Source organism: Ahniella affigens (assembly GCF_003015185.1).
Classification (GTDB): Bacteria; Pseudomonadota; Gammaproteobacteria; order Xanthomonadales; family Ahniellaceae; genus Ahniella; species Ahniella affigens.
In genome coordinates this window covers 86,077-109,134 of sequence record NZ_CP027860.1, presented here as the reverse complement: position 1 = coordinate 109,134, position 23,058 = coordinate 86,077, and the positions used below count along the sequence as shown (strand labels likewise).

Here is a 23,058-nt window from a genome sequence, read left to right as displayed (position 1 = left end):
TGTCGCTCTTCTGAGTCTGAGTATCATTCACCTCTTACACTCGAATCTGCCGGGATCTAAAGCAACGTCGCGCTCGATTGCCGCAAGAACCCGACTTCGTTCGTCCTGCGTCAATCTCTCTATCCAGATCTGCTGTGTTTCAGCCGCTGTCGCATAGCCAATGAAAGAGACGTCTCGCGATGACCCGACAGACGATTCCGCCGACTTGCGATCTATATAGTCCAGCAGATCTTCCGCCAACACCTTCGCGTACGGACGGACTTTGCCACCTTCCGTGTCACGAATCTCAGAGTACCGGAACATCCCAACAAATTTCTTTCCGTCAATGAGTGCGATTCCCTGGGAGTGATCGAATGTCTCCTTCCCATCTCTGACGCCTGCGTCGACGAAAATGAAACCCAAATCTCTAGAGACTCCAGCTATCTGCTCTGGAGCACCCCGCAGCATTGTCAGAACATAGTCGTTTCTCTCGACAAATTCTGACACTCGCTTGGAATCATCTCTCGGATTGATTGACAGCACGAACGACTTGATCGAAATGTACTTGGAAAGGTACTTTTGAATGAGATTCATGGTTTCAACATGCCCCAGGCATGGGCTGTCGACGTAGGCGAGCGCAAGCAATTTCAGCGTCGAGCGCTCGCGCAGCGGTACCACGGCCGAGCCCGATTGATCAAAGAAAACTTTCTGCCAGCTTTCAGAGAGCGTTCGCGGGCTTCCGAACAACATCAATTCTGTCAGCTTTGCAACGGACGGACTTCTGCCACCAAAGACGTCCGCTGACTCCAAGTAGTACCCTGCAACAAGGGCCAACAGAGCAGCAATTCCCGTCAATAAAGCAAACAGGCTTCTTCGACTAGGTCTTGCACCCGACAAGGATAGGTCTGAGCCTCTGGTAGCGCTTGTGTCTCGCGGACCGTTTGTTGAAGCCGAAATCGCCCTGGCGACTTCGTCTGCCACGACATCAAGTCCTTTGGAAGTCGACACAGCCAGCTTGTCAGCCAAAAGAGGCGCGCGCTGCCGAACTGCGATGTGATCAACATCATGCCAGACCGGAAGAATCGTCTTTCCTGTTTTCAGTTCACGCGCGAACAAGGCGTCTAGTTCAACGTTCGGCCATTCCTTCAGGAAGAACGACGGGCTTAGTATCACAACACCGAATTTTGAGTCGCTGAGGCCTCTATCTATGACGCGCCGAAGGCTATCCCCAACAGTCAACTCTTGCTCATCAAGCCAGACAGTTAGGCCCCGCTCCTTCAGCATTGTTGCAAGCGGCCGCGCAACTGCCTCCTTGTCCTCGCCAGCATGACAAATGAATACATCTCGAACCATGGACGCCACCAAGAAGATGGTACAAACCCGAAGCAGAAGCCTATTGGCAAGAGCAAGTGAATACATACTTGCCCAGGTGGCCTGGAGGCGACATGACTGTTCTCGTTTCGATCCAAAATAGACCACGGCTGACGAATTACTGCAAGTCACTTGGGGACCGATTCCCATGCTTGTGTCGTTTGGAGCGGAAGATTCAACGCTCGTTGGTTCAGCTCGACGTCACGTCTCGACTAAGTCAGGCGACAAGATGCTCGTTATTTCCGACCTACACCTAGTGCCGCCCCCTAAACGTTCACGCCTCAAGTGATCTTCTTCGCACTCTTCATGCTGGAATACCTCCCGCACCGTCCCCCGCCAACAACATTTGCGGTATCTGCGAAAACTGATACGCCCCCGTCCCGGGCTGCAGCAGAAACCGGAACACAATATCGAACCGATTTTTGGGCCAATCAATTGGAATATCCCCAGCATTCGCGATCTTCAGTACGCTGCCGATCTGCGTGCAGATATCGATGATGTCTTGGTGTTGCCAGGCGACGAGGACGTTGCCGCTCATCGTCGCAAGGCTGTTCGCCATTGGCAACCAGGAACCGCTGTCGTACTGGGTGTTGAACGGGCACGTGGTCAGTGTGATCGGGATCGGATTGAACGGGGCTTCTGGCTCGTAAAAGCTGTTTTCGGCCACGTTGTTGATTTTGGCCAAAAGCGCAATGACAGTTTGCATCGGGCGCCAGCTCTTGCTGTCGCCTTTGCCGCCATCGCCGGCACCGGGATACGAAGCAATCACCGTGTTCGGCGTGAGGCCGGGATTCATCGTCGTGAAAAACTGAGCGAGCGCGCCGGCACGTTGCCAGCCGAAGGGAATCAGGGATTCTTTGTCGAAGGCGCTGGCGCCGTAGTTCACGCCCTGTATGTCGGCACCTGCAGGCGTTGTGTACGGTTTTTCAGCGTGACGGATGATCAGGATTTGGTTTGGACCAGACGGTGTGGCAGCAGCCATAATTTCCCCAAGCGTCGTGTGGTGACTGGGGCTGAGGCTAATCGAAACGAGTGCAGGTCGGCACAGGGTGCGGCCTGCCATGACATAAGGTCACATTTTGGCAAGCGTCCGGGTGGCCTGTAGCTGTGTTTTTGGCAACACTCCCTCTCCCACGCGAGTGGGAGAGGGCTGGGGAGAGGGCTACTTGCGACATGGTTCCAACCGCACGAATGCCGACTTTTCCCATGTGAATTGGCGTTTGTGATGCGAGAAGGCGCGCTGATGACACACTCAACAAGCGACCCCGTCAGAACCCATTCATCCAGTTTTGGCACAATGCACCTCAGTCAGGAGGTTTGCCATGCGTTTGTCGATAGGTTCGTCGCTCGTTTTGGTGCTCGGTGTGCTCGCGGGTTCGGCACATGCCGGTCCGGCGCGGGATCGCTTGGAGCAGTTCGCCAAGGGCTTGGTGACGGTGCGGGCAACCTTTCAACAGGATAGTCTGGATCCGAAGGGTCAGCTCATCGACTCATCCACCGGCAAATTGGCGCTGCATGCGCCGCGGCAATTTCGTTGGGAATACGAGGCGCCGTTTTCGCAGTTGATCGTTGCCGACGGGCTTAACGTATGGATCTATGACCCGGACTTGGAGCAAGTCACGGTGCGCGCGCAGTCGCTTGAAGAGGCACAGAGCCCGCTGACCGTGCTGACGGATCTGGCGCAGTTGGATCGGGATTTTGTCGTCGGCGAGTCGAATGCGGACGGCGTGCCGACGCTGGTGCTGAAGGCCAAGGCGAAGGACCCGGCGTTCAAGGAAGTGCAGATTCGCTTTGGCGAATCGTCGCCATCGGAGATGCTGATGGTGGACTTGCTGGGCACCGAGACGGTGTGGCGCTTCGATGGTTGGGAGCGCAATCCGAAGATTGCCGATGCGGAGTTTGCCTTTACGCCGGAAGACGGCATCGAGATTGTCGGCGAGCCCTTGCGCGCGCCAAGCGCCACGCCGTTGGCGGACTGAGTCTTGCGGGTTCGGCTGATCACTGTCAGCGAGCGTCAGCCCGATTGGGTGAATAGCGCTTTTGCCGATTACGCCAAGCGGCTGCCGAAGCATTTGCAGCCACAACTCGTGGAGTTGCCCCTGGCGAAGCGGCGCGAGGATGTGTTGAAGGCCAAGGCGGATGAAGGCCTTCGGATTCTCGATGCGTGCAAGGATGCGCAGCTGATTGCGCTGGATGAGCGCGGGAAGGCGTTGTCGAGTCGGGATCTGGCTGGGTTGTTGCCGGGCTGGGAGCAGTCGGGTCGGGATATTGCACTCGTCGTCGGCGGACCAGATGGCTTGGACGCTTCGGTGCTACAACGCGCGGCGTTGAAGTGGTCACTATCAGCGCTGACGTTGCCGCATGGCATGGTGCGGGTGATTCTCGCGGAGCAAATGTATCGGGCGTGGTCGATTCAGTCTGGACATCCGTATCATCGGGATTAGGGGTTTGTGGTCGCGCTACAGCGTGCGTAATCGGGATCGTCGTGATCGCGGCCTCGCAACGCCGCATCTGTGTGACGCCGTGCCATCGCACCGGTGCAAATCGAATTTTTCTCGTCATCCCGACGCAACAGACCGTGTGAAGACGCCAAGCAATGATGGACTCAAGTCGAGACTAGGTGTGTCGCAAGTAGGTTCAATCCTGATCAGGCATTGGCGATCACTCGGTCGGTGTCAGCTTCGCCTCGCGGGGACAAACCCTATTGTCGTCATCCTGGCGCAGCCGGGATCCAGGGCAATCTTGCGTCAAACGTTCAATCTGGAGTGCCGTGCGCCTTGTCTGCGAGCACGGCACAAGATTGCCCTGGATCCCGGAATCCGCTGCGCGGCTTCCAGGATGACGACAATAGTGGCGCCAGCACTCGAACACTTTTGAATCGTTCGGGCTGATCTAGGCGTTTTCACACAGTCTGCTACGAGGGGGTGACGGCCATAGCGTTCGCGGACATATTGCTAGCAGTTCCAAACACCGACGCACTGACCGCCGTGATTCCAGCGCTAACGCGATGCGCCGAAACCCACCCCGGATCAAGTCCGGGGTGAAGGCAATTCGATCATCGGTCGCGTCGCAAGCAATCCCAAGCCCATTGCGGTGACAGCAATTGTGAGTACGGGCAAGCGGCCGGCAATCGCGAGCCCAAGGTTGGTCAACCCGACAACCGCGCCAACACCTTGCGCGGCACGCCATCAAACCCGCCGTTCGACATGAACACCAAATGGTCGCCTGGCTTCAGGATGGCGACGAGTCGGTCGACCATGGCATCGGCGCTCGCACACGCCTCGGCACGCGGGGCCAGATCAGCCAGCAGCTGCGCGTTGTCCCAAGGCAATTCCGGCTTGTGCAGAAACACGACGTGATCGGCATCCGCGAGGCTTGGCGCGAGGGCGTCTTTATGCGCGCCCAAACGCATGGAGTTCGAGCGTGGCTCTAACGCGACAATCACGCGTCCGGTACCCACGCGTGCGCGCAGGCCAGCCAGTGTGGTTTGAATCGCGGTTGGATGATGCGCGAAATCGTCGTAAAGATGGACACCGGCCGGCGTGCCGAGCAGTTCCATGCGCCGCTTCGCGCTCCTGAATTCCGTCAACGCGGCGATACTGATCGCCGGGTCCTGGCCATACGCGGCAGCGGCGGCAATCGCGGCCAACGCGTTCAGCACGTTGTGCCGCCCCAGCAGCGACCAAGTCGCCTCGCCGAGCAACACATCGCGATGCCACACCTTGAAGCGCGTGCCATCTGCGCTCAGCAATTCCGCGCGCCAATCCAACTGTGCACCATCGATGCCGAAGCGTTCCACGGGCGTCCAGGCACCGCGATTGAGCACGCGCGCCAGCGCTTCGTCCTCACCATTGACGATCAGGCGGCCGCGCCCCGGCACCGTGCGCACGAGATGATGAAACTGCGTTTCGATGGCGCGCAGATCATCGAAAATGTCGGCGTGATCGAATTCCAAATTGTTCAGAATCGCGATCTCGGCCTGGTAGTGCACAAACTTGGAACGCTTGTCGAAAAACGCCGTGTCGTATTCATCGGCTTCGATGACAAACGCGTCCCCTTGCCCGAGCCGCGCGGAAATCCCGAAATTCTCAGGCACACCGCCAACCAGAAAGCCAGGCGCCTTGCCACCAGCTTCGAGCAGCCACGCGAGCAAACTGGTCGTCGTCGTCTTGCCGTGCGTGCCCGCAACGGCGAGCACCCGCTTCTGCGGCAGCAGCTTCTGGCCGAGCCAGGCGGGTCCGGATACAAACGGCAACTTCTCGTTCATGACCCACTCGATCGCCGGGTTGCCACGGCTGATGGCATTGCCAACGATTACGAGCTCCGGTTTGGGTTGCAGATGTTCCGGCCGATAGCCCGATTTGAGGGCGATGCCGAGCGCCTCCAACTGCGTGCTCATGGGCGGATACACGTTCTGATCGCTGCCTTCGACCTGCTCGCCCAACTCGCGCGCCAGCGCCGCGATGCCGCCCATGAAGGTGCCGCAGATTCCGAGGATGTGTAGGCTCATGGTGCAGTCCGATTGGAGGTCGCGGCGATTGTGCCAGCACCAGCGCGACCGGCCGCGGCCGGAATGATGTCCGCGTGCGGGCAACTGGCTGCTACGCTTTGCCGATGCCAGAAGATGCCTTGTTGATCGATGCGCTGGGTTTGCGCTGCCCGGAGCCCCTGCTGAAACTGCGGAGTGCGCTTCGCGAACAGCCGGACCGCCGGCATTTTGTTGTGCTCGCCGATGACCCGCTCGCACATGTCGACTTGGGCGCGTTCTGCGCCCGCTTTGGTCATGACTTGCAACGGGACAACTCCGGCACGCGCTACGTCATTACGCGCGCCGGATCGTAGCGCTCAGGCGTAAGGCTTGAGGGCGTTCTGAATGCGGCTGGTGATTTCAGCCACGTCACCAACACCATCGATCTCGACCAGACGGCCCGCCTCGCGATACGCGGTGACGACGGGCTCGGTCTGCTCGGAATAGATGCGCAGGCGCTCACGGACGACGTCTGGATTGTCGTCCTTGCGGCCTTCGGCTTTGAAGCGGATCTCACAGCGACCGACGATGATGTCGAACGACACGTTCAATTTCACCGCGATATCGAGCGGTTGCTTCAGCTGATTCAGCAGGTCGTCGAGCGAGGCGACCTGATTCAAGTTGCGCGGATAGCCATCGAGAATAAAGCCGTTCTTGGTGTCCGGTTCATTCAGGCGATCGGCCAACATGCCAAGCACGAGCTCATCGGACACAAGTTGGCCGGCTTCCATGACGGCTTTCGCCTTGAGCCCCAGGGGCGTGCCGTTCCGAACTGCCGCACGCAACAAATCGCCCGTGGAAATATGAGCGATTTCATAGGTCTGTTTGATAAACGCAGCCTGGGTGCCTTTGCCCGAGCCGGGCGCGCCAAGAATGACAATTCGCATTGATTAGGTCCAAAAGTCGGGCCCGGGCAGGCCCGGACTGGAAAGCAAAGGCTGAAACTAACGGGAACCCTGAATCGAAGTCAATTTCATAACCGAAAAGCCCTTGAAAGGGCCCTGGATTCCAGCGAAATTCGGGCTATTGCAGCGGAAGCGAAGGAAAGGACCATGAGTGAAGGGAATTTGTTATATGCGCAGTCCGGCGGCGTGACCGCCGTGATCAATACGACCGCTGCGGCGGTCATCGAGACGGCGCGCAAGCAGAAAAAGATCGGCAAGGTCCTGGCGGCCCGGAATGGCATTCTGGGCGTGCTGCGTGAGGAATTGATCGATACGAGCCTGGAAAGCGCCGAGGACATCCATGCGCTGCGCCATACGCCCGGTGGTGCGTTCGGGTCGTGCCGATTCAAGCTGAAGTCGCTGGATGAGCATCGCGCCCAATACGAGCGTCTGATCGAAGTGTTCAAGGCGCACGATATCCGCTGGTTTCTATACAACGGCGGCAACGATTCGGCCGACACGTCGAACAAGCTGTCGCAGATCGCCGAGGCCATGGGCTATCCGATTCACTGCATTGGCGTACCGAAAACCGTCGACAACGATCTGGTGATCACCGATTGCTGCCCGGGCTTTGGGTCAGTCGCCAAGTACACGGCGGTGTCGGTCAAGGAAGCGAGCCTGGACGTGGCGTCGATGCACGAGTCGTCGACGAAGGTGTTCATCATGGAAGTCATGGGCCGCCATGCGGGCTGGATCGCTGCAGCGGCTGGTCTGGCCGGGACCAAAGCAAGCGAAGCGCCACACATCATCCTGTTTCCGGAAGTTGTTTTTGACGAAGCCAAGTTTCTGGCAAAGGTCAAAGAGACGGTCGAGTCCGTGGGCTGGTGCACGGTGGTCGTGTCTGAAGGCGTGAAAAACGCCGACGGCAAGTTCTTGTCCGAGGCGGGCACCCGCGACGCGTTCGGGCATGCGCAGCTTGGCGGTGTGGCGCCGATGCTGGCCGATCTGGTCAAGCGGACACTCGGACATAAATATCACTGGGCGGTGCCGGACTACCTGCAGCGCTCGGCCCGCCATCTCGCGTCGCGTACGGATTTCGAGCAGGCCTACGCCGTGGGCAAGGCGGCGGTTGAGTTCGCGGTCAAGGGGTTGAACGCCGTGATGCCCGTGATCAAGCGGAAGTCTCAAAACCCTTACACGTACACGATCGAAGCAGCGAACCTGTCCGACATTGCGAACCACGAGAAGAAGATGCCAGCGAACTTCATCCGGGCTGACGGCTTTGGCATTACGGCTGCGGCACGTAAGTATCTGCAACCGCTGATTGAAGGCGAGGCACCACTGCCCTACCGGCCAGACGGTTTGCCCGACTACGTGCAGCTGAAGAACAAGCTCCTAAAACAGAAGCTGCCGAAGTACAGCATCTCGGACAAGTAAGCGCCGGCTCACGACCATAAAAAAACCCCGCCAAGGCGGGGTTTTTTGTGCGTCTTCGAAGCGCTGGTTACGGCCGACGTTCGAGATAGCTGAGATCTTTCGCCCTCGGCAGCAGATCCTTGCGCGTCGCGCCAAACCACAGCAGCAGCGGGCAAGCAAAGAAGATCGACGACAGCGTACCGATGACGATACCGATGATCTGCGATTCAGCCATGCTCTTCAGGGCATCGCCGCCGAAGAAGTACAGCGCCAGCACGGTCAACAAGGCCACAAACGACGTGATGACGGTGCGGGAAAGGGTTTGCCCGACCGACTTGTTCAACACTTCGTACGGCGTGGCGCGGTGCATGTTGCGGAAGTTCTCGCGAACACGGTCGAACACCACAATGGTGTCGTTGATCGAGTAGCCCATGACCGACAGCACGCCGGCAAACACGTTCAAGTCGAACTCTTTGCCGGTGACCGCGAAGTAACCAATGACCACCACCACGTCATGCATGGTCGTCAAAATGGCGGCGGCGGCAAAACGCTTCTCGAAGCGGACCGAAATGTAGATCAGGAAGCCCAGCGCGACGAACAGCACGGCAACCAAGCCTTGCTGTGCGAGCTCCTTGCCGACTTGCGGACCAACGAAGTCGCCCCGCAGGACGCGTGCCGGGTTATCGGCGGAGTTGACCACCGCCAGCACTTCGGCACCGGTCTTGTCGGCATTTGCGTGCTCACCATCAGCACCTTTCTCCGACTTCAGGCGCACGATCAGCTCGTTAGTCGCTCCCAGCGACTGCACGTTCGGGTTCTCGATCCCGGCCGCCGCTAGCTTCTGGCGGATGGCTTCGGCATCGACCGGCTTCTCGAACTTCAGCTCAACCGCAGTACCGCCGGTGAAGTCGAGCGCGTAATTGAGCCCTCTCGTTGCCATGCCCACCACAGCAGCGACGAGCAAGGCCAGCGAGACGACCAGGGCATAGCGCCGCAGCGCCATGAAATCGAACTTTGTATCGTAAGGAAACAGATTCATGGAGAGTCCTCAGATCGCCAACGCGTTGATCTTGCGGCGACTGTTGTAGAACATGGAAGCAAAACCATGCGATGCCGACACAGCGGTGTAGACCGAGGTGCCGATACCCACCAGCAAGGCTACGGCAAAGCCCTGAATCGGGCCCGAGCCGAAGAACAGCATCGCGAAGCCGGCCAGTGCCGCCGTGATGTTGGCGTCCCAGATCGTGCCGGATGCTTTCTCGTAACCAGCCTGGATTGCAGCCAGCGGCGACGCCCCGGCGCGCAGCTCTTCGCGGATACGTTCGTTGATCAGCACGTTTGCGTCGACCGACATACCGATGGTCAGTGCGAGACCCGCGAGACCCGGCAGGGTCAACGTGGCACCGAGCACACTCATGATCGCCACGACCAGCAGCATGTTCAGCAACAGCGCCAGGTTGGTCACGACGCCGAACATCTTGTAGTAGATGACGAAGAACACCATTACGAACAGGAACGAGAACGTGACCGACAGCACACCGGCCTTGATGTTTTCAGCACCGAGGCTCGGACCGATGACGCGTTCTTCAACAATCGCGATCGGCGCCGAGAACGAACCGGCATTAAGGTTGTTGGCCAACTCATTGGCGACGGCCATCGAGCCCAAGCCGGTGGTTTGGAACGTTTTGCCGAACGGCTCCAGGATGTTGGCCACACTGATCACGCGTTCTTTGCGCACGAACGTCAGCTCACGCTTGCCGTCTGGCTTGTCGACCAGCTTCGCCTCGGACTCAACGAACAACACCGCCATCGGTTTGCCGACGTTATCCTGCGTAAACGCGAACATCTTCTTCGCGCCCAGGTCGTTCAGAGTCACTGAAACGGCTGGCGTGCCCTTTTCGGCATCGAGCTGGCTGCGCGCCGAGGTCAGCTGCTCGCCGGTGGCGATCGGCCGGCGATTGAGCAGATAGGCGGAACCATCCGGATTGGTGTACAGGCGATAGCCAGCCGGAATGCGGCCCGTGGACATCGCCTCTTCGGGCCGGATGGTGGGATGCACCTGCCGGTACTCCAGCGTGGCGGTCGAGCCAATCTGGCGCTTGGCCTGTTCGATGTCCTGGACACCCGGCAGATCAATCGCGATTCGCGCGGCGCCCTGGCGCTGAATGACCGTTTCCTTCGTACCGTCTGGATTCAGACGCTTGCGGAGCGTGACCAGGTTTTGATCGATCGCACGGGTCATCGCGTTGGCTTCTTCTTCTGGGCGAATCTCGGCGATGATCGGGAAGCCGGCATCGGTCGGCGGCACTTCCGTGAACTTGAGGATCGTGAACGATGGGGTCAGGTCACCCAACGCCGCATTGCGTTCGGCGTCCGTTTTGAACGTCAGGCTGATGCCCTGCGGGGACTCGGCGATGCGGGCGGCCAACGACTTGGTCTTCATCGCAGCGCGTAGATCCGAAATCAGACGCTCAACGTTGCGCTTGCGAACTTCGGCGCCGTCAATCTCGGCCAGGAAGTGCACACCACCCTGCAAGTCCAGACCCAAGTTCATCGGCTTGGCCTTCAGCATCGTGAGCCAACCAGGAACGGTCGAGGCGAGGTCGACGGAGACGACGTAATTGTCGCCGAGCTCCTTTGCAATCGCTTCGCGGGCCGCTTGCTGCTGCGCCTCATTCATCAGGCGCGCAACAATGCGATCGTCGGTACGATCGATGCGCTTGATCTCGTATTTATCGCGCTCCAGCGCGAGCTTGACCTTTTCTTCGGTCGCCGCCTCAATCGCGATGCCTTCCTTGCCGGACACGCGCACGGCCGGGTCTTTCTGGTACAGATTCGGCAGCGAGAACAGCGCCGATATCAGAAGGAGCACCAGAATCAGGTATTTCTGCCAACTTGGGAATGTCATACGTACGTCTCTGCGGACGGGATTAAGAAGACTTCAGCGTGCCTTTCGGCAACACCGCAGCAATGGCATGGCGCTGAACCTTGATCTGCGTGTTCGGCGCAATTTCGACAGTAACGAAGGCGTCGCCCATATCGACGATGCGGCCACCGATTCCGCCTGAGGTCACGATCTCGTCACCCTTGCCCAGGGCTTCGACCATGGCCTTGTGGTCTTTGGCACGCTTCATCTGCGGCCGAATGGCAACGAAATACATCACGCCGAACATGACCAGCATGATGATCATGAACGACATCGGGCTCTGCTCGGGCGCAGCACCAGCCGCCTGGGCATAGGCATCGGAGATGAAAAAACTCATGGATAGTTTCCAGTTTGGGGTGGCTGGACGGCCTACCCGGTCAAAAGAACGGCGGATTATGCCACGCGCTGCCCACGGGTTGGGAACGTCGTCCCACAATCCGCGCGAAACCGCGTCGACTAACCAAACAGTTGCATACAAATCAAATACCTACGCCCGAACGAACGATTTGATCGCACCCTCCCTGGACGCCGCGTTCACGCGTTTTCCAGGTTTGGAGCCGCCGGGCCGGGTTTTCAAGGGATGCGTCCAAACCCGCAGGGGTAGACTCAGACATCTGCGCCTCGGGGATCGGGTGCGGGGCGCGGTGCCGGGCAGACACAGGGGTCTGCCCGTACGGGAAATGCGGGGCCGTGCCGGGGCGACGGGCCTCAACATTGCGTTAACGTCGGCGATGGCACATTCGCAAATGGCGGTATCAGCGCCGGACAAATATTTGGTCGGAGAACGCCTGAGTTTGTTGGGGTCGCATCGGAGTGACGGTTCCGAACGGTTGCTGATCCGCCACGTTTCAATCTTTATTTCTGCCCCGGCTTGCGGATCAACTCGCGCATGGTCGCGAGCGACACCTGAGCAATGTCCTGACCATGCTGACGCCGCGGCTGCTCGCCGCTCGGCGCCTGTGCCTGCGCAAAGATGATTTCGTAGCTCGCTGCCACTGCGTCATCGCTGATCCGGTAGGCCTCGTATGCGGCAATCACACGATCAAGCGCCCGCCGGCCGGTCAAGCCCCGCGCACGATCCTGATCGACGTTGTGGGCGCCAATGGCCTTGAGCTCGCGCATCAGGTCAAGGGCACTTGAGTAAGGCAAGGTGTAGCGCTCGACATCGAGCATTGGGTCTTTGAAACCCTGACTGATCAGTGCATCACCGACATCATGCATGTCCAGGAACACATTGACGTGCGGACGTTCATCCACGGTCGCCCAGGCGGCCCGCAATTCCCGCAGGCTGTCTGGACCAAAGCTTGAAAACAGCAGCCAGCCGCCGGGTTTCAGGACGCGCCTGAACTCGGCGAACAAGGCCGGCAGGTCGTCGATCCATTGCAGGCAGAGACTGGAAAACAGCAGGTCGCAGCTGCCATCGGCAATCGGCAGATGCCGGACGTCGGCATTCACGCAGCGAAATGGCCGGAACCAGCCCTGACGTTTTCTAGCCTCACGAAGCATCGGCAAAGCGATGTCGATCGCAATCACCTCGGACTTCGAAAAGCGCTGTTTGAGCGCCGCGGCAGCCCGCCCTGGCCCCGCTCCGAGATCAAGAATCAGGCTCGGCGCAAGCGGCAACTCGGCAACACGTTCCAGCAACTCCGACTCCACCTGGTGCTGCAATCGGGCCGCTTGGTCATAGCGCTTGGCGGCACCGGCAAAACTGACGGCAATCCGCCGGACATCCAGACTCACGCGCCTTCCGCCTCAATCATCAGGTCTTCCAGCGCCCGCTCCACCCGCTCCGCATGCGTCAGAAACGGTGCGTGGCCCGCATGGTCAAAACGCAGAAAATGCCCGCGGCAATGCATGGCCGCGCGTTCCACGGCATCGACAGACACCAGGCGGTCGCGCGCACCGGCAATCCACATGCTGGGGCAATTGATCCGCGACAGGCGCGCATTCAAATCCGTATGCGCCAAGATGTTCAGGCCATCATGCAACACGTGCGGGTCGGGCTCACCGCGATCGAAGATATGCGCCTTCAGAGACCGGAGACAGCTCTGAGCGTGCTCGTCGCCGACAACCTCCAAGGCGAGAAACCGTTCGATTGTTCGCTTGTAGTTGCTGGCCAGATCATCACGGAACTGCTCGAATACGGTGAGATCGACGCCATGCGGATCATCGGCCCGGCGGACAAAACTCGGCGCAGCCGCAATCATGCCGAGCCCGGCTACGTGCTCCGGATGCTCCAACGCCAGCGACAACGCAATCAGACCGCCCAGCGACCAGCCCACATAGACCGCCCGCGGCAGCCGGTACTTGAGCCGATAGACGATGTCATGCAGCTCAAAGCGCGACTCATGCCCGCGACTCAAGCCATGCCCGGGCAGGTCCACCACATGCACACGATAGTGCGCCCGCAGCCTGGGCAGGAGGCTATGGAAAATGCCACCGTGCATGGCCCAGCCGTGCAGGAGCACGAGATCTGATCCTTGGCCGTGGGTATCGACATGCATGGGCTGAGTGCTCCGTGGCATGGCACCCGAGTTGGGCGCCTTCTCCGCGCATTATCCTGGAATTGGGCAAGGAGGTCGAAAGGGGGCTTTTGGCGAGCTTGCCCTGGATCCCGGAAGCCGCTGCGCGACTTCCAGGATGACGACAATAAGTGTCGGCTGTTTCGAGGCTTCAAATGCCACCAAGTCGCGCGACGACCGCAGTGTCCCGCGTTCGCCGCTTACGGCTCAAACCCTGCTCGCCCCAAAGCCGAAATCCCGCAAATCCGAAAGCCAATGAGTGTTGAGCGGGCAAACCACCGAGTCGTCATCCTGGAGGCCGCGCAGCGGCTTCCGGGATCCAGGGCACGCTTGCGATCAACCCGCCCAATCGCCCCACAGCCAGACGACTAAAGCAAAACAGCCCAGCTCGCGCCAGGCTGTTTTGCTCACCCAAGACGGCGTCCACCACGCCGTCATGTTCAGGCTTTACGCTGCCTTGTGATGGAACTGCTCTTCCTCGGTCGAGCCATGCAGCGCGCCGAGCGAACTCTGACCGCCGGTGATCACTTCGTTGATCTTGTCGAAGTAACCCGTGCCCACTTCGCGCTGATGTTTGCCAGCCGTGTAGCCGCGGTTTTCGGCACCGAATTCGGCTTCCTGCAACTCCACGTATGCGGCCATCTGGCGATCTTTGTACCCGCTGGCCAGATTCCACATCGAGTAGTTCAACGCATGGAAGCCAGCAAGCGTGATGAACTGGAATTTGTAGCCGTACGACGCGATTTCCTTCTGGAACTTCGCGATGGTGGCTTCGTCCAGATTCTTCTTCCAGTTAAAGCTCGGCGAGCAGTTGTAGGCCAGGAGCTTGCCTGGGAACTTCGCGTGAATCGCATCCGCAAACTGCTTGGCCTGGGCCAAGTCCGGCGTCGACGTTTCGCACCAGATCAGATCGGCATACGGCGCATAGGCCAAGCCGCGGGCGATTGCTTGTTCAATGCCCATGTTGGTTTCATGGAAGCCTTCGACGGTGCGCTTGCCGGTCAGGAACGGCTGGTCGGTCGGGTCGATGTCGGAGGTGACCAGACCAGCACCCATGGCATCAGTGCGGGCCACGATCAATGTCGGGACGTTTGCGATGTCAGCGGCCAGACGCGCCGCAACGAGCTTCTGCACGGCCTCCTGCGTCGACACGAGCACCTTGCCGCCCATGTGACCGCACTTTTTCGCGCTGGCCAATTGATCCTCAAAGTGCACGCCCGACGCACCGGCTTCGATCATGTGCTTCATCAGTTCGTAGGCATTCAGCACGCCACCGAAACCGGCTTCAGCGTCCGCCACGATCGGCTGCAGCCAGTCGATATCGTTCTTGCCTTCGGCATGATGAATCTGATCGGCGCGGAGCAGCGTGTTGTTGATGCGGCGAACCACGTTCGGCACCGAGTCGACCGGATACAGCGATTGGTCCGGGTACATGGAGCCGGCCGTATTGGCGTCGGCGGCGACTTGCCAGCCGGACAAGTAGATGGCCTTCAGACCGGCCTTGACCTGTTGCATGGCCTGGTTGCCGGTCATCGCGCCGAGTGCGTTGACGAAGGCCTCGGTGTGCAGGTAGTGCCAGAGTTTCTCCGACCCACGCTTCGCAAGCGTGTATTCCACCGATACCGTGCCGCGCAGGCGGACCACATCCTCCGCCGAGTAGGCGCGCTTGATACCGGCCCAGCGCGGGTTGTTCTGCCAATCCAGTTTGATCTGTTCTGCGGTCGGAAGCGTGGTCTTCATGATCTACCTCGTTTGGTGTTTTTGAGCGGTGGTGCCCACTCAGGAGAAAGGGGTTGGTGGTGCCAAGCCTCAGGCGAGGCGTTCGTAGCAGGGCAAGGTCAGGAACTCGATCAGCTCAGGCGCGTGGGTCCAAAGCTTCAACAGCTTCGCGGCCTCATCAATCCGGTGTTCGCCCGGTAGGCCCGAGCGATCGATGCGCTGATCAATGGTGTCGATTGCGGCATCGAACAGCGCGAAGTCGAGTGCCGTGCCATCGTCCAATGTCTGGCCACCGACATGCAGCCATTGCCACAGCTGCGCACGCGAGATTTCGGCGGTGGCGGCGTCTTCCATCAGGTAATGGATTGGCACGCAGCCCAGACCATCAAGCCATGCCGCGATGTAGCGAACGCACACGTCGATGTTGTTCAGGAATCCGGTGCGTGTGATCGTTCCCGTGGGCGGATCAATGAGCACATCGCGCTCGGCGGCCACTGGCGGCTTCTCGACGTGCAACTGATTCGCGGTCGGCATATGCGCGTCGAAGATCTCGCGCGCGATCGGAATCAAGCCCGGGTGCGCCACCCAGGTGCCATCGTGGCCCGCGGTGACTTCGCGGAGCTTGTCAGCACGCACTTTCGCCATGGCAGCAGCGTTGGCTTCTGGGTCATGGTTGATCGGAATCTGCGCGGCCATGCCGCCCATCGCGAGTGCGCCGCGACGATGGCAGGTTTGAATCAGCAACTCGGAGTAGCGCTTCAGGAACGGCGTTGTCATGGTGACTTGGCCGCGCTCAGGCAAGCAGCGATTCGGGTGCTTACGGAACGTCTTGATGTAGCTGAACACGTAGTCCCAGCGACCGCAGTTCAGGCCCGCGATGCGCGACTTCAACGCATGCAGGATTTCGTCCATTTCGAACACAGCCGGCAACGTCTCGATCAGCACCGTCGCCTTCATCGTGCCAATCGGCAGCACGAGGCGTGTCTCGATGTAGCTCATGACCTCGTCCCACAATTGGGCTTCAAGGTGGCTCTGCATCTTCGGCAAGTAGAAATACGGACCGCGGTCTTCGCTCGCTAGGCGCTTCGCGTTGTGGATCGCGAACACCGCCAAGTCGAAGATCCCGCCACTCATGCGCTCGCCATCGACGAGCACATGCTTCTCGCTCAAATGCCAGCCACGCGGGCGCACCATCAGGGTGGCGAGTCCACTCGCTTTCAGCGCGTAATGCTTGCCTTCCGGACTCGTAAAGCTGAGCTCGCCACGCACGGCTGCCTGCAGATTGGCCTGACCCTGGATCACGTTGGCGAACGTCGGGCTGGAGGAATCCTCGAAGTCCGCCATGAACACATTGGCGCCGGAATTCAGCGCGTTGATGATCATCTTCGCATCGACCGGGCCGGTGATCTCGATGCGACGATCCAGAAGCTTGGGCGGCAGCGGCGCGACCTTCCAATCGCCCTCGCGGATGCGCCGCGTTTCCGGCAGAAAATCCGGCAGCTCGCCGGCATCAAATCGCGCCTGGCGGACGCGACGGGCGTCCAGCAGCTCCAGGCGGCGGGCATTGAAGCGGCGGTGCAACTGCACCAACAGCTCCGTGGTGGCAGCATCCAAAACGTTAGCGACTGCGGCCGCCTCGCCTTGAATGGTCAGCGCGGCCTGGATGGAGGACGGAGCGGTGGAGGTGGCAACCATGGCGATCCTTGTCGATCTGGGCAGCGCTGATCCGACAGGACCAATGCCACCCGGCGTGGGCATTCCGCCAGCGTCCGGAGCACGCCCCGGACGCCAGCTTATGGGCGGCCGGAATCCGCATTCTGGTTCCGGCTCTGTTGTTCTTGTGCCGCTGCGAAGCCCTCCACGACCTCCGCCCAACCGACCTTACGCCGGTTCTTTAGAGTTCACAAAGCACATGTTTCAAAGCGACACATTAACTTTCTTAGATCAAGGCTAATACTCTGTTTGAATAGAGTAATTTTTCGAACGAACGTTCGACTACGGTGGCTGTAACAGGCGTTTGCAGAGAGATTGCTTATGCCATTTGCGAATGCCTCGTGTTTTTTCTGCCGGTCACCGTTGGAAAAAGGGTATGAGCCAACCCTTGGGTGCGTCGATTTGGACGACTCGGTGTCGTAAGAGGCAAAATGGGATCATTGAACGCGGCGACGTCGTCGCAAGCAACGCACTCCCCGGCCCACCCCGCGTTTGCGGCGGAGCGAGCGCCCCCTCTCCCACGCGAGTGGGAGAGGGCTGGGGAGAGGGCTACTTGCGACCCTGCACCGTCGCAAGAATGGCGCACGGTCACCGACAATTTGATGAGCGAATGAGCACCCCTTTGGTCCGACCAGAACTCAAAAACCAGATCAGACCCTTGCAGTCCAGTTGGAGTCTGCACGCCCCCAAGCCATTGCCCTGGCGAAGGCCAGGGACCAGGGCAATTGCCCACCACTTCGGCAAAAGTAGCCGGTCACGTACGTTCAGTCCGGACAGAAGGCAAGTGTGGCAGCCCAGCCCAACCCCGGGTATAAGTCGCGTCTGAAGTCGCCAGGCTCGGTTCCGGGGCTTGGCTGAGCGACGAGGATGTGCCCTATGAAGTTGTCCGGTTTTACGGTCGGCGAGGTGATCCATGCTGCGGGTGAAACCGTGGTAGCGGCGGCCCGCACGAGCAATGGTGAAGCGGTGGTATTGAAAGTGCTGGATGCCGAGCATCCCGCGCCGGAGACGAGCGCGCGTTGGCAACACGAGTACGCAATGCTGCGTGCCATCGATTCGGCCTGGGTCATCAAGGCCCGTGCCCTGCACCAGGTTGGTCGCCGGAGTGTGCTGGAGCTTGAAGACTTTGCGGCCACGGACTTGGCGCAGGTCATCTCGCGGAAGCTGCTCGATTTCGCGGAACGCTTGAGCATTGCGTTGCAACTGGCCGAGGCGGTCAGTGATATTCACAAGCATGGACTGATCCATGGCGATCTGGCGCCAAAGAACGTGCTGGTTGATTTGGCCCGCCTGCGCATCAAGGTCTGCGATTTCGGCCTGGCATCGCGATTGCAGGGGGAGTCGTATCGGGAAGCACCGCAGTCGCCGCGTGGCACGCTCGACTATATGTCGCCGGAACAAACCGGTCGCACGAATTTGCAGGTCGACTACCGCAGCGACTTCTATTCGCTCGGCGTGACCCTTTATGAGCTGTTCGCCGGTCGTCGGCCGTTTCAAATTGACGACCCGTTGAGCCTGTTGCATGCGCAGCTGACGCTGCAACCCGAGCCGCTGGAGCACATTGATCAGAACCTGCCATCGGCGCTGTCACAACTGGTGCAGAAACTGTTGGCGAAAGTGCCTGATGACCGGTATCAGTCGAGCTTTGGTCTGATTCATGACCTGACCCGGATTGCTGAACTCTGGAAGCGCGAACGCCGGGTGCCGTCGTTTGAACTGGGCACGGCAGATGTGCCTGAACGTTTCTGTCTTTCCCAACGCCTGTATGGGCGCGAGACGGAAACCGAGACCGCGCTGCAGGCATTTGAGCGGGTGAGCGACGCCCACGCTGAATTGCTCCTGATCAGCGGCGAGGCGGGCATCGGCAAGACAGCACTGGTCGCAGCGCTGCATCGACCCATTGTCGCGCGGCGCGGCTACTTTCTGCATGGCAAGTGCGATCAATTCGGGCGCAATCAGCCCTATGCCGCCCTGGTGCGCGCATTCGAGCCCTTGCTGCAGCAATTGGCGACTGAGGGCGAGACACGTCGCCACTATTGGCGCGGGCAGTTGACCGACGCGCTGGGTGCGCAGGCCGCAGCGGTCGCTGAGATCCTGCCGAACCTGAGCTTGTTGCTCGGCAGCCTGCCGCCGCTGCCGATGGTACCCCCCGCGGAAAGCGAGCAGCGGTTCCATATTGCGTTTCTCCAGTTCGTCAAGGCGCTGGCCGCCAGCAATCATCCCCTGCTGTTGTTCCTCGATGATCTGCAGTGGGCCGACGTCTCGACCCTGAAGCTCATCGAACACTTGCTTGGCGATGACGAGTCACGCAGTGTGCTGATCGTCGGCAGCTATCGCGACCAAGAGGTCGACGACGCCCATCCGTTGGCCCTGATGGCGTCCCGACTCAGCAATAGCCCAGGCATGCTGACCCGGATCAAACTCCGCCACCTTGGCAGTGAGCAAATCAGTGCATTGCTCGCCGATACGCTCCGGCAGCCGGAGCAGCAGATCGCATCGCTGCGCCGCTTGGTGATGGAGAAGACCCACGGCAATCCGTTCTTCGTTGGTCAGTTTCTGAGTACGCTGGTCCAGGAAGGCGCGCTGCACTACGACCGCAGCGTCGGCAATTGGCGCTGGGACATCGACCAGATCAGCGCCAGCAACATGACCGATAACGTCGTCACGCTGATGCTGAACAAACTGCGGCTGCTTGGCCCGGACAGTCAGCGGGCCCTGGCGATTGCCGCCGAATTGGGCGAACGCTTCGCGCTGCGCGATCTGATGCAGATCGAAGACGACAGCGCGGGGAACTGCCACGCCCGGCTCTGGCCCGCGCTCCAGGCTGGCTTCGTGATCCCGCTGAACGAGGACTACAAGTTCGAGCACGACGCCGAACTGCTGGCAGGCGCCCGGTTCCGCTTTCTGCATGACCGGGTGCAACAGGCAGCGCGCGACCTGACGCCGGAATCCGAGCGACCGGCATTGCAATACCACTGTGGCCGCCGTTTTCTGGCCACGTGTCAGGGCGGCGAGCGCGAAGCACGTCTGTTCACGATTCTGGCGTGCTTGAACGGCGCCATGGCGCTGATTCAGGACCCGGCCGAGCGTGCCGAACTCAGTGCCTTGAATCGCCACGCTGGTCTGCGCGCGAAGCACGCCGCCGCATTGGATGCAGCGGTCAGACATTTGCGGCAGGCACGAGCCCTGTTACCGGACGATGCCTGGCAGACGGATCCTGACAACACGGTGCTGCTGTATCGCGAGTTGGCCGAGGCCGAATATCTGTCCGGAAATTTCGAAGCCGCTGAGGCACTCTATCCAGAAGCCATTCACGCTGCACCAACGGTGATCGGCAAGGTCAGCATGCTGCTCGTACATGCCGATCAGTTGCACATTCAAGGCCGCTTTCCCGATGCCATGCCTGTGCTGCGCGAGGCGTTGGCGCTGCTCGGCCGTCCATTTCCAGAAACCGAATCAGATGCGGGGGCGCTATTCCCGAGTGAGTTTGCGGCCACTGAACAGGCATTGGCACCATTTACCCATGAGGCTTTGCTGTCGGCGCCAGAGATGCACGACGCCGAGCGCCTTCTGGAGATGCGCGTCTACTTCGCGTTGTCTTATGCGACTTACCAGAGTGGCGCGTTTGCGTCGTTCGCCGTCGATGCGTGCCGATTGGTGCAAACGACGCTGACACACGGCCAGAGTGACTTGGCGTGCATCGCCTACGTGACGTACATGACGGCCATGGCGGCCATGAAGAAGCCATATGGGCAGTGCCATGCCATGGGCCGTCTCGCGCTGACGATCGCCGAGCAGCGCCACAGCCAGTACTTCCGCATGCCGGTGTACCAGTACTTTTCGCCGTTCTATCAGCATTGGTGCGAACCATTGTCGGCGACATTGCCCTACATGGAGCGCGGCCTGGAGCTCGCGTTGACCGGCATCAACCCACTCTCCGGCGGCTTTTGCGTGCTGCTTGCGGCCGTCAACCGCGCAATCATGGGCGTACCGCTCGACGAACTGGCACTCGATTGCGAGCGCGCGCTGAAGTTCTTGAAGAAGAGTCGACAGCCGAAGTCGGATGCAATGCTGCGCGTGGGGGTGATTCAGCCAATGCTCGCGCTGAAGGGCGAGACCCGCGACCTGCTCAGTTTCGACACGGACAGTTTTCAGATCGACCTCGTGTTTCAGGGCGACTACCAGACGCCATCGATCCCGCTTGCGTTCCTGCAGACCGCGATGCTTCGGCATGCGTATCTCTTCGACGCCCCCAGTCAGTGGACCCAGGCGGCGGCACAGGTCGGCATGATTGGGATGTGCCTGCCAGACAGCCCCACTTGGGTCGAGGCGCAGTTCTATCTTGCGATGGGGCTTCTGCGCGACAGTTTCGCCGAGGCCAGCGGCAAGTCGCCAGAGGCACGCCAGACTGAAGCCGAGCAGTTGCTCACGTTGTTCCGAACTTGGTCAGCAGATTGCGCTGGCAATTTCCGACACAAAGCACTGCTGATTGCGGCGGAGCTGGCTCGCGTGCGGGGCGAGGAACGCGCCGCCATGGACTTCTATGCGCAAGCCATTGAAGCTGCCGGCGACGCTGGGTTCCTGGTGTGCGAAGCGCTAGCGAACGAGCGCTATGCAGATTTCTGGGCCAGTCACCAGCAACGGCAATTGGCACGCAATTTCATCAAAGAGGCGTATCACCTCTATCGCCGTTGGGGTGCGTCCGCCAAATGCGCCGAACTGGAACGGCGTTGGCCGGATGTGTCCTTGTCGAGTTACCGCATCCGCAACGCGAGTAACACGAGCGGCGGCACGTATCGGCATACGAGCGAACATGCCAGCTACCTGGACTTGCAATCGCTACTGAAAGCCAACCAACTGCTGGCACGCGAACTGCAACTCGATTCATTGCTCCGCCAGATGCTGTCGGTGCTGCTTGAGAACGCCGGCGCAGAGCGCGGGGCCATTGTCCTGGATGACAACGGCCGGCTGATGGTCGAAGTCGTTGGGGGATTGAGCCCGGCGAAGCGCCTGGAATCGAGTCGCATCGCGCGGCCACTCGGCGACCCAGGCGCCGAGGCCAATGTCGGCTGGCTGCCGAGCGAACTGATCGAGTATGCACGCCTGACGCGGACCACGCTGGTGATCAACAGCCCCCATCTGGATGATCGTTTTGCCCGCAGCGCCTATTTGGCAGCACGCCAGCCGAGGTCCGTGCTGTGTCTGCCGGTCATCACCCAAGGTCGAATCGTCGCGCTCGTCTACCTGGAAAACAACCAGCTCGAGAATGCATTCACCGTCAAGCAACAGCAAACGCTGGAGCTGCTCAGTGCGCAAGCGGCCATCTCGCTCGTCAACGCGCACTTGGTCGAGCACCTGGAAGCGAAGGTTGAGGCGCGCACGCACGAGCTTCGGATGATGACCATGAAAGACGGGCTGACCGGTATTGCGAACCGGCGCGCATTCGATGAGCGGCTCGATGTCGAGTGGCGACGTAGCCTGCGGGATGGCACCCCGTTATCCCTGCTGATGATCGACATCGATCATTTCAAGCAATACAACGACAGCCAAGGGCATCTGGAAGGCGACCAGTGCATCGGCCAGGTAGCGCGCACGCTGGAATCGGTGGCCGTGGCGTGCCGAGGCATGGTGGCCCGCTATGGCGGCGAAGAATTTGCCATGCTGATCCCCGAGACGAACCTCGTTGCCGGCACTCAGGTGGCCGAGCAGAGCCTCGCGGCGGTGGCGGCGCAAGCCTTGGCCCACCCGCGCTCGAGTGTTGGCCCCTGGGTCACACTCAGCATCGGCGTCAGCAGCCTGCAACCAGCTGAAGCAACTGCGGACGACCAAATCCTGACGAGCCCACTAACGCTGATCGCGCGCGCCGACCAGGCCCTGTATCGCGCCAAGCAGGATGGCCGTAACTGCTGGCGTCAGGGTTGATTGGTTGCCGCACTGAGCGGGCGAGCTCGGCAAGCCATCATCACCCATCCCGGCCAGAACCGGGATGGGATCGATACG

At 60.1% G+C, this 23,058-nt stretch carries 16 protein-coding genes; 5 read left to right on the top strand and 11 right to left on the bottom strand.

Features of this window, described 5'->3' with window-relative positions; translation table 11 throughout:
• Window positions 1–27: 27 nt before the first annotated feature.
• Window positions 28–1,332, bottom strand: coding sequence for a TIR domain-containing protein (locus C7S18_RS00435; RefSeq protein ID WP_170113028.1), 1,305 nt, complete (start codon window positions 1,330–1,332; stop codon window positions 28–30).
• A 322-nt stretch (window positions 1,333–1,654) separates the two neighbouring features.
• Entirely contained in the window at window positions 1,655–2,332 is a 678-nt protein-coding gene (locus tag C7S18_RS00430; RefSeq protein ID WP_106889682.1) for a hypothetical protein, read from the bottom strand.
• Between the two features lie 340 nt (window positions 2,333–2,672).
• On the opposite strand from C7S18_RS00430, the gene lolA reads away from it, so the two are divergent.
• Together lolA and rlmH are read left to right on the top strand one after the other, a co-directional pair.
• Window positions 2,673–3,329, top strand: coding sequence for an outer membrane lipoprotein periplasmic chaperone LolA (lolA, locus tag C7S18_RS00425; RefSeq protein ID WP_106889681.1), 657 nt, complete (start codon window positions 2,673–2,675; stop codon window positions 3,327–3,329).
• Window positions 3,330–3,332: 3 nt separating this feature from the next.
• The gene (gene rlmH, locus C7S18_RS00420) at window positions 3,333–3,794 is read left to right on the top strand and encodes a 23S rRNA (pseudouridine(1915)-N(3))-methyltransferase RlmH (RefSeq protein ID WP_106889680.1); all 462 of its coding nucleotides are present in this window, start codon (window positions 3,333–3,335) and stop codon (window positions 3,792–3,794) included.
• A gap of 704 nt (window positions 3,795–4,498) precedes the next feature.
• On the opposite strand, the gene mpl is transcribed toward rlmH, so the two are convergent.
• On the bottom strand, window positions 4,499–5,860 hold the full coding sequence (gene mpl / locus C7S18_RS00415; RefSeq protein ID WP_106889679.1) for a UDP-N-acetylmuramate:L-alanyl-gamma-D-glutamyl-meso-diaminopimelate ligase: 1,362 nt from the start codon (window positions 5,858–5,860) through the stop codon (window positions 4,499–4,501).
• A gap of 104 nt (window positions 5,861–5,964) precedes the next feature.
• Between mpl and C7S18_RS00410 the strand changes: the two genes are divergently transcribed.
• Window positions 5,965–6,192, top strand: a complete 228-nt coding sequence (locus C7S18_RS00410; RefSeq protein ID WP_106889678.1) for a sulfurtransferase TusA family protein — start codon at window positions 5,965–5,967, stop codon at window positions 6,190–6,192.
• Window positions 6,193–6,195: 3 nt separating this feature from the next.
• Here C7S18_RS00410 and C7S18_RS00405 read toward each other — a convergent pair whose 3' ends face one another.
• Window positions 6,196–6,765 carry an adenylate kinase gene (locus C7S18_RS00405; protein ID WP_106889677.1) on the bottom strand — a complete coding sequence of 190 codons (570 nt, stop codon included), beginning with the start codon at window positions 6,763–6,765 and terminating at the stop codon, window positions 6,196–6,198.
• Window positions 6,766–6,930: 165 nt separating this feature from the next.
• On the opposite strand from C7S18_RS00405, the gene C7S18_RS00400 reads away from it, so the two are divergent.
• Window positions 6,931–8,199 carry a 6-phosphofructokinase gene (locus C7S18_RS00400; protein WP_106889676.1) on the top strand — a complete coding sequence of 423 codons (1,269 nt, stop codon included), beginning with the start codon at window positions 6,931–6,933 and terminating at the stop codon, window positions 8,197–8,199.
• A gap of 67 nt (window positions 8,200–8,266) precedes the next feature.
• Here C7S18_RS00400 and secF read toward each other — a convergent pair whose 3' ends face one another.
• The 7 genes from secF to aceB all read right to left on the bottom strand — a co-directional run bounded on the left by secF (window position 8,267) and on the right by aceB (window position 17,040).
• Window positions 8,267–9,217: a protein translocase subunit SecF gene (secF, locus tag C7S18_RS00395; protein WP_106889675.1), complete on the bottom strand. Its 951-nt coding sequence runs from the start codon at window positions 9,215–9,217 to the stop codon at window positions 8,267–8,269.
• Between the two features lie 9 nt (window positions 9,218–9,226).
• On the bottom strand, window positions 9,227–11,086 hold the full coding sequence (gene secD, locus C7S18_RS00390; RefSeq protein ID WP_106889674.1) for a protein translocase subunit SecD: 1,860 nt from the start codon (window positions 11,084–11,086) through the stop codon (window positions 9,227–9,229).
• A 22-nt stretch (window positions 11,087–11,108) separates the two neighbouring features.
• Entirely contained in the window at window positions 11,109–11,441 is a 333-nt protein-coding gene (gene yajC, locus C7S18_RS00385) for a preprotein translocase subunit YajC (protein WP_106889673.1), read from the bottom strand.
• A gap of 518 nt (window positions 11,442–11,959) precedes the next feature.
• Window positions 11,960–12,844 carry a malonyl-ACP O-methyltransferase BioC gene (bioC, locus tag C7S18_RS00380; protein WP_106889672.1) on the bottom strand — a complete coding sequence of 295 codons (885 nt, stop codon included), beginning with the start codon at window positions 12,842–12,844 and terminating at the stop codon, window positions 11,960–11,962.
• Window positions 12,841–13,608 carry a pimeloyl-ACP methyl ester esterase BioH gene (gene bioH, locus C7S18_RS00375; protein WP_106889671.1) on the bottom strand — a complete coding sequence of 256 codons (768 nt, stop codon included), beginning with the start codon at window positions 13,606–13,608 and terminating at the stop codon, window positions 12,841–12,843. The genes bioC and bioH overlap by 4 nt, the downstream gene beginning before the upstream one ends.
• A gap of 465 nt (window positions 13,609–14,073) precedes the next feature.
• Window positions 14,074–15,366, bottom strand: coding sequence for an isocitrate lyase (aceA, locus tag C7S18_RS00370; protein ID WP_106889670.1), 1,293 nt, complete (start codon window positions 15,364–15,366; stop codon window positions 14,074–14,076).
• A gap of 69 nt (window positions 15,367–15,435) precedes the next feature.
• A complete protein-coding gene (gene aceB / locus C7S18_RS00365; protein ID WP_106889669.1) occupies window positions 15,436–17,040 on the bottom strand; it encodes a malate synthase A in 1,605 nt (534 codons plus the stop codon).
• An 894-nt stretch (window positions 17,041–17,934) separates the two neighbouring features.
• Here aceB and C7S18_RS00360 point away from each other — a divergent pair.
• Window positions 17,935–22,980, top strand: coding sequence for an AAA family ATPase (locus C7S18_RS00360; protein WP_170113027.1), 5,046 nt, complete (start codon window positions 17,935–17,937; stop codon window positions 22,978–22,980).
• The last annotated feature ends 78 nt before the right edge of the window (window positions 22,981–23,058 follow it).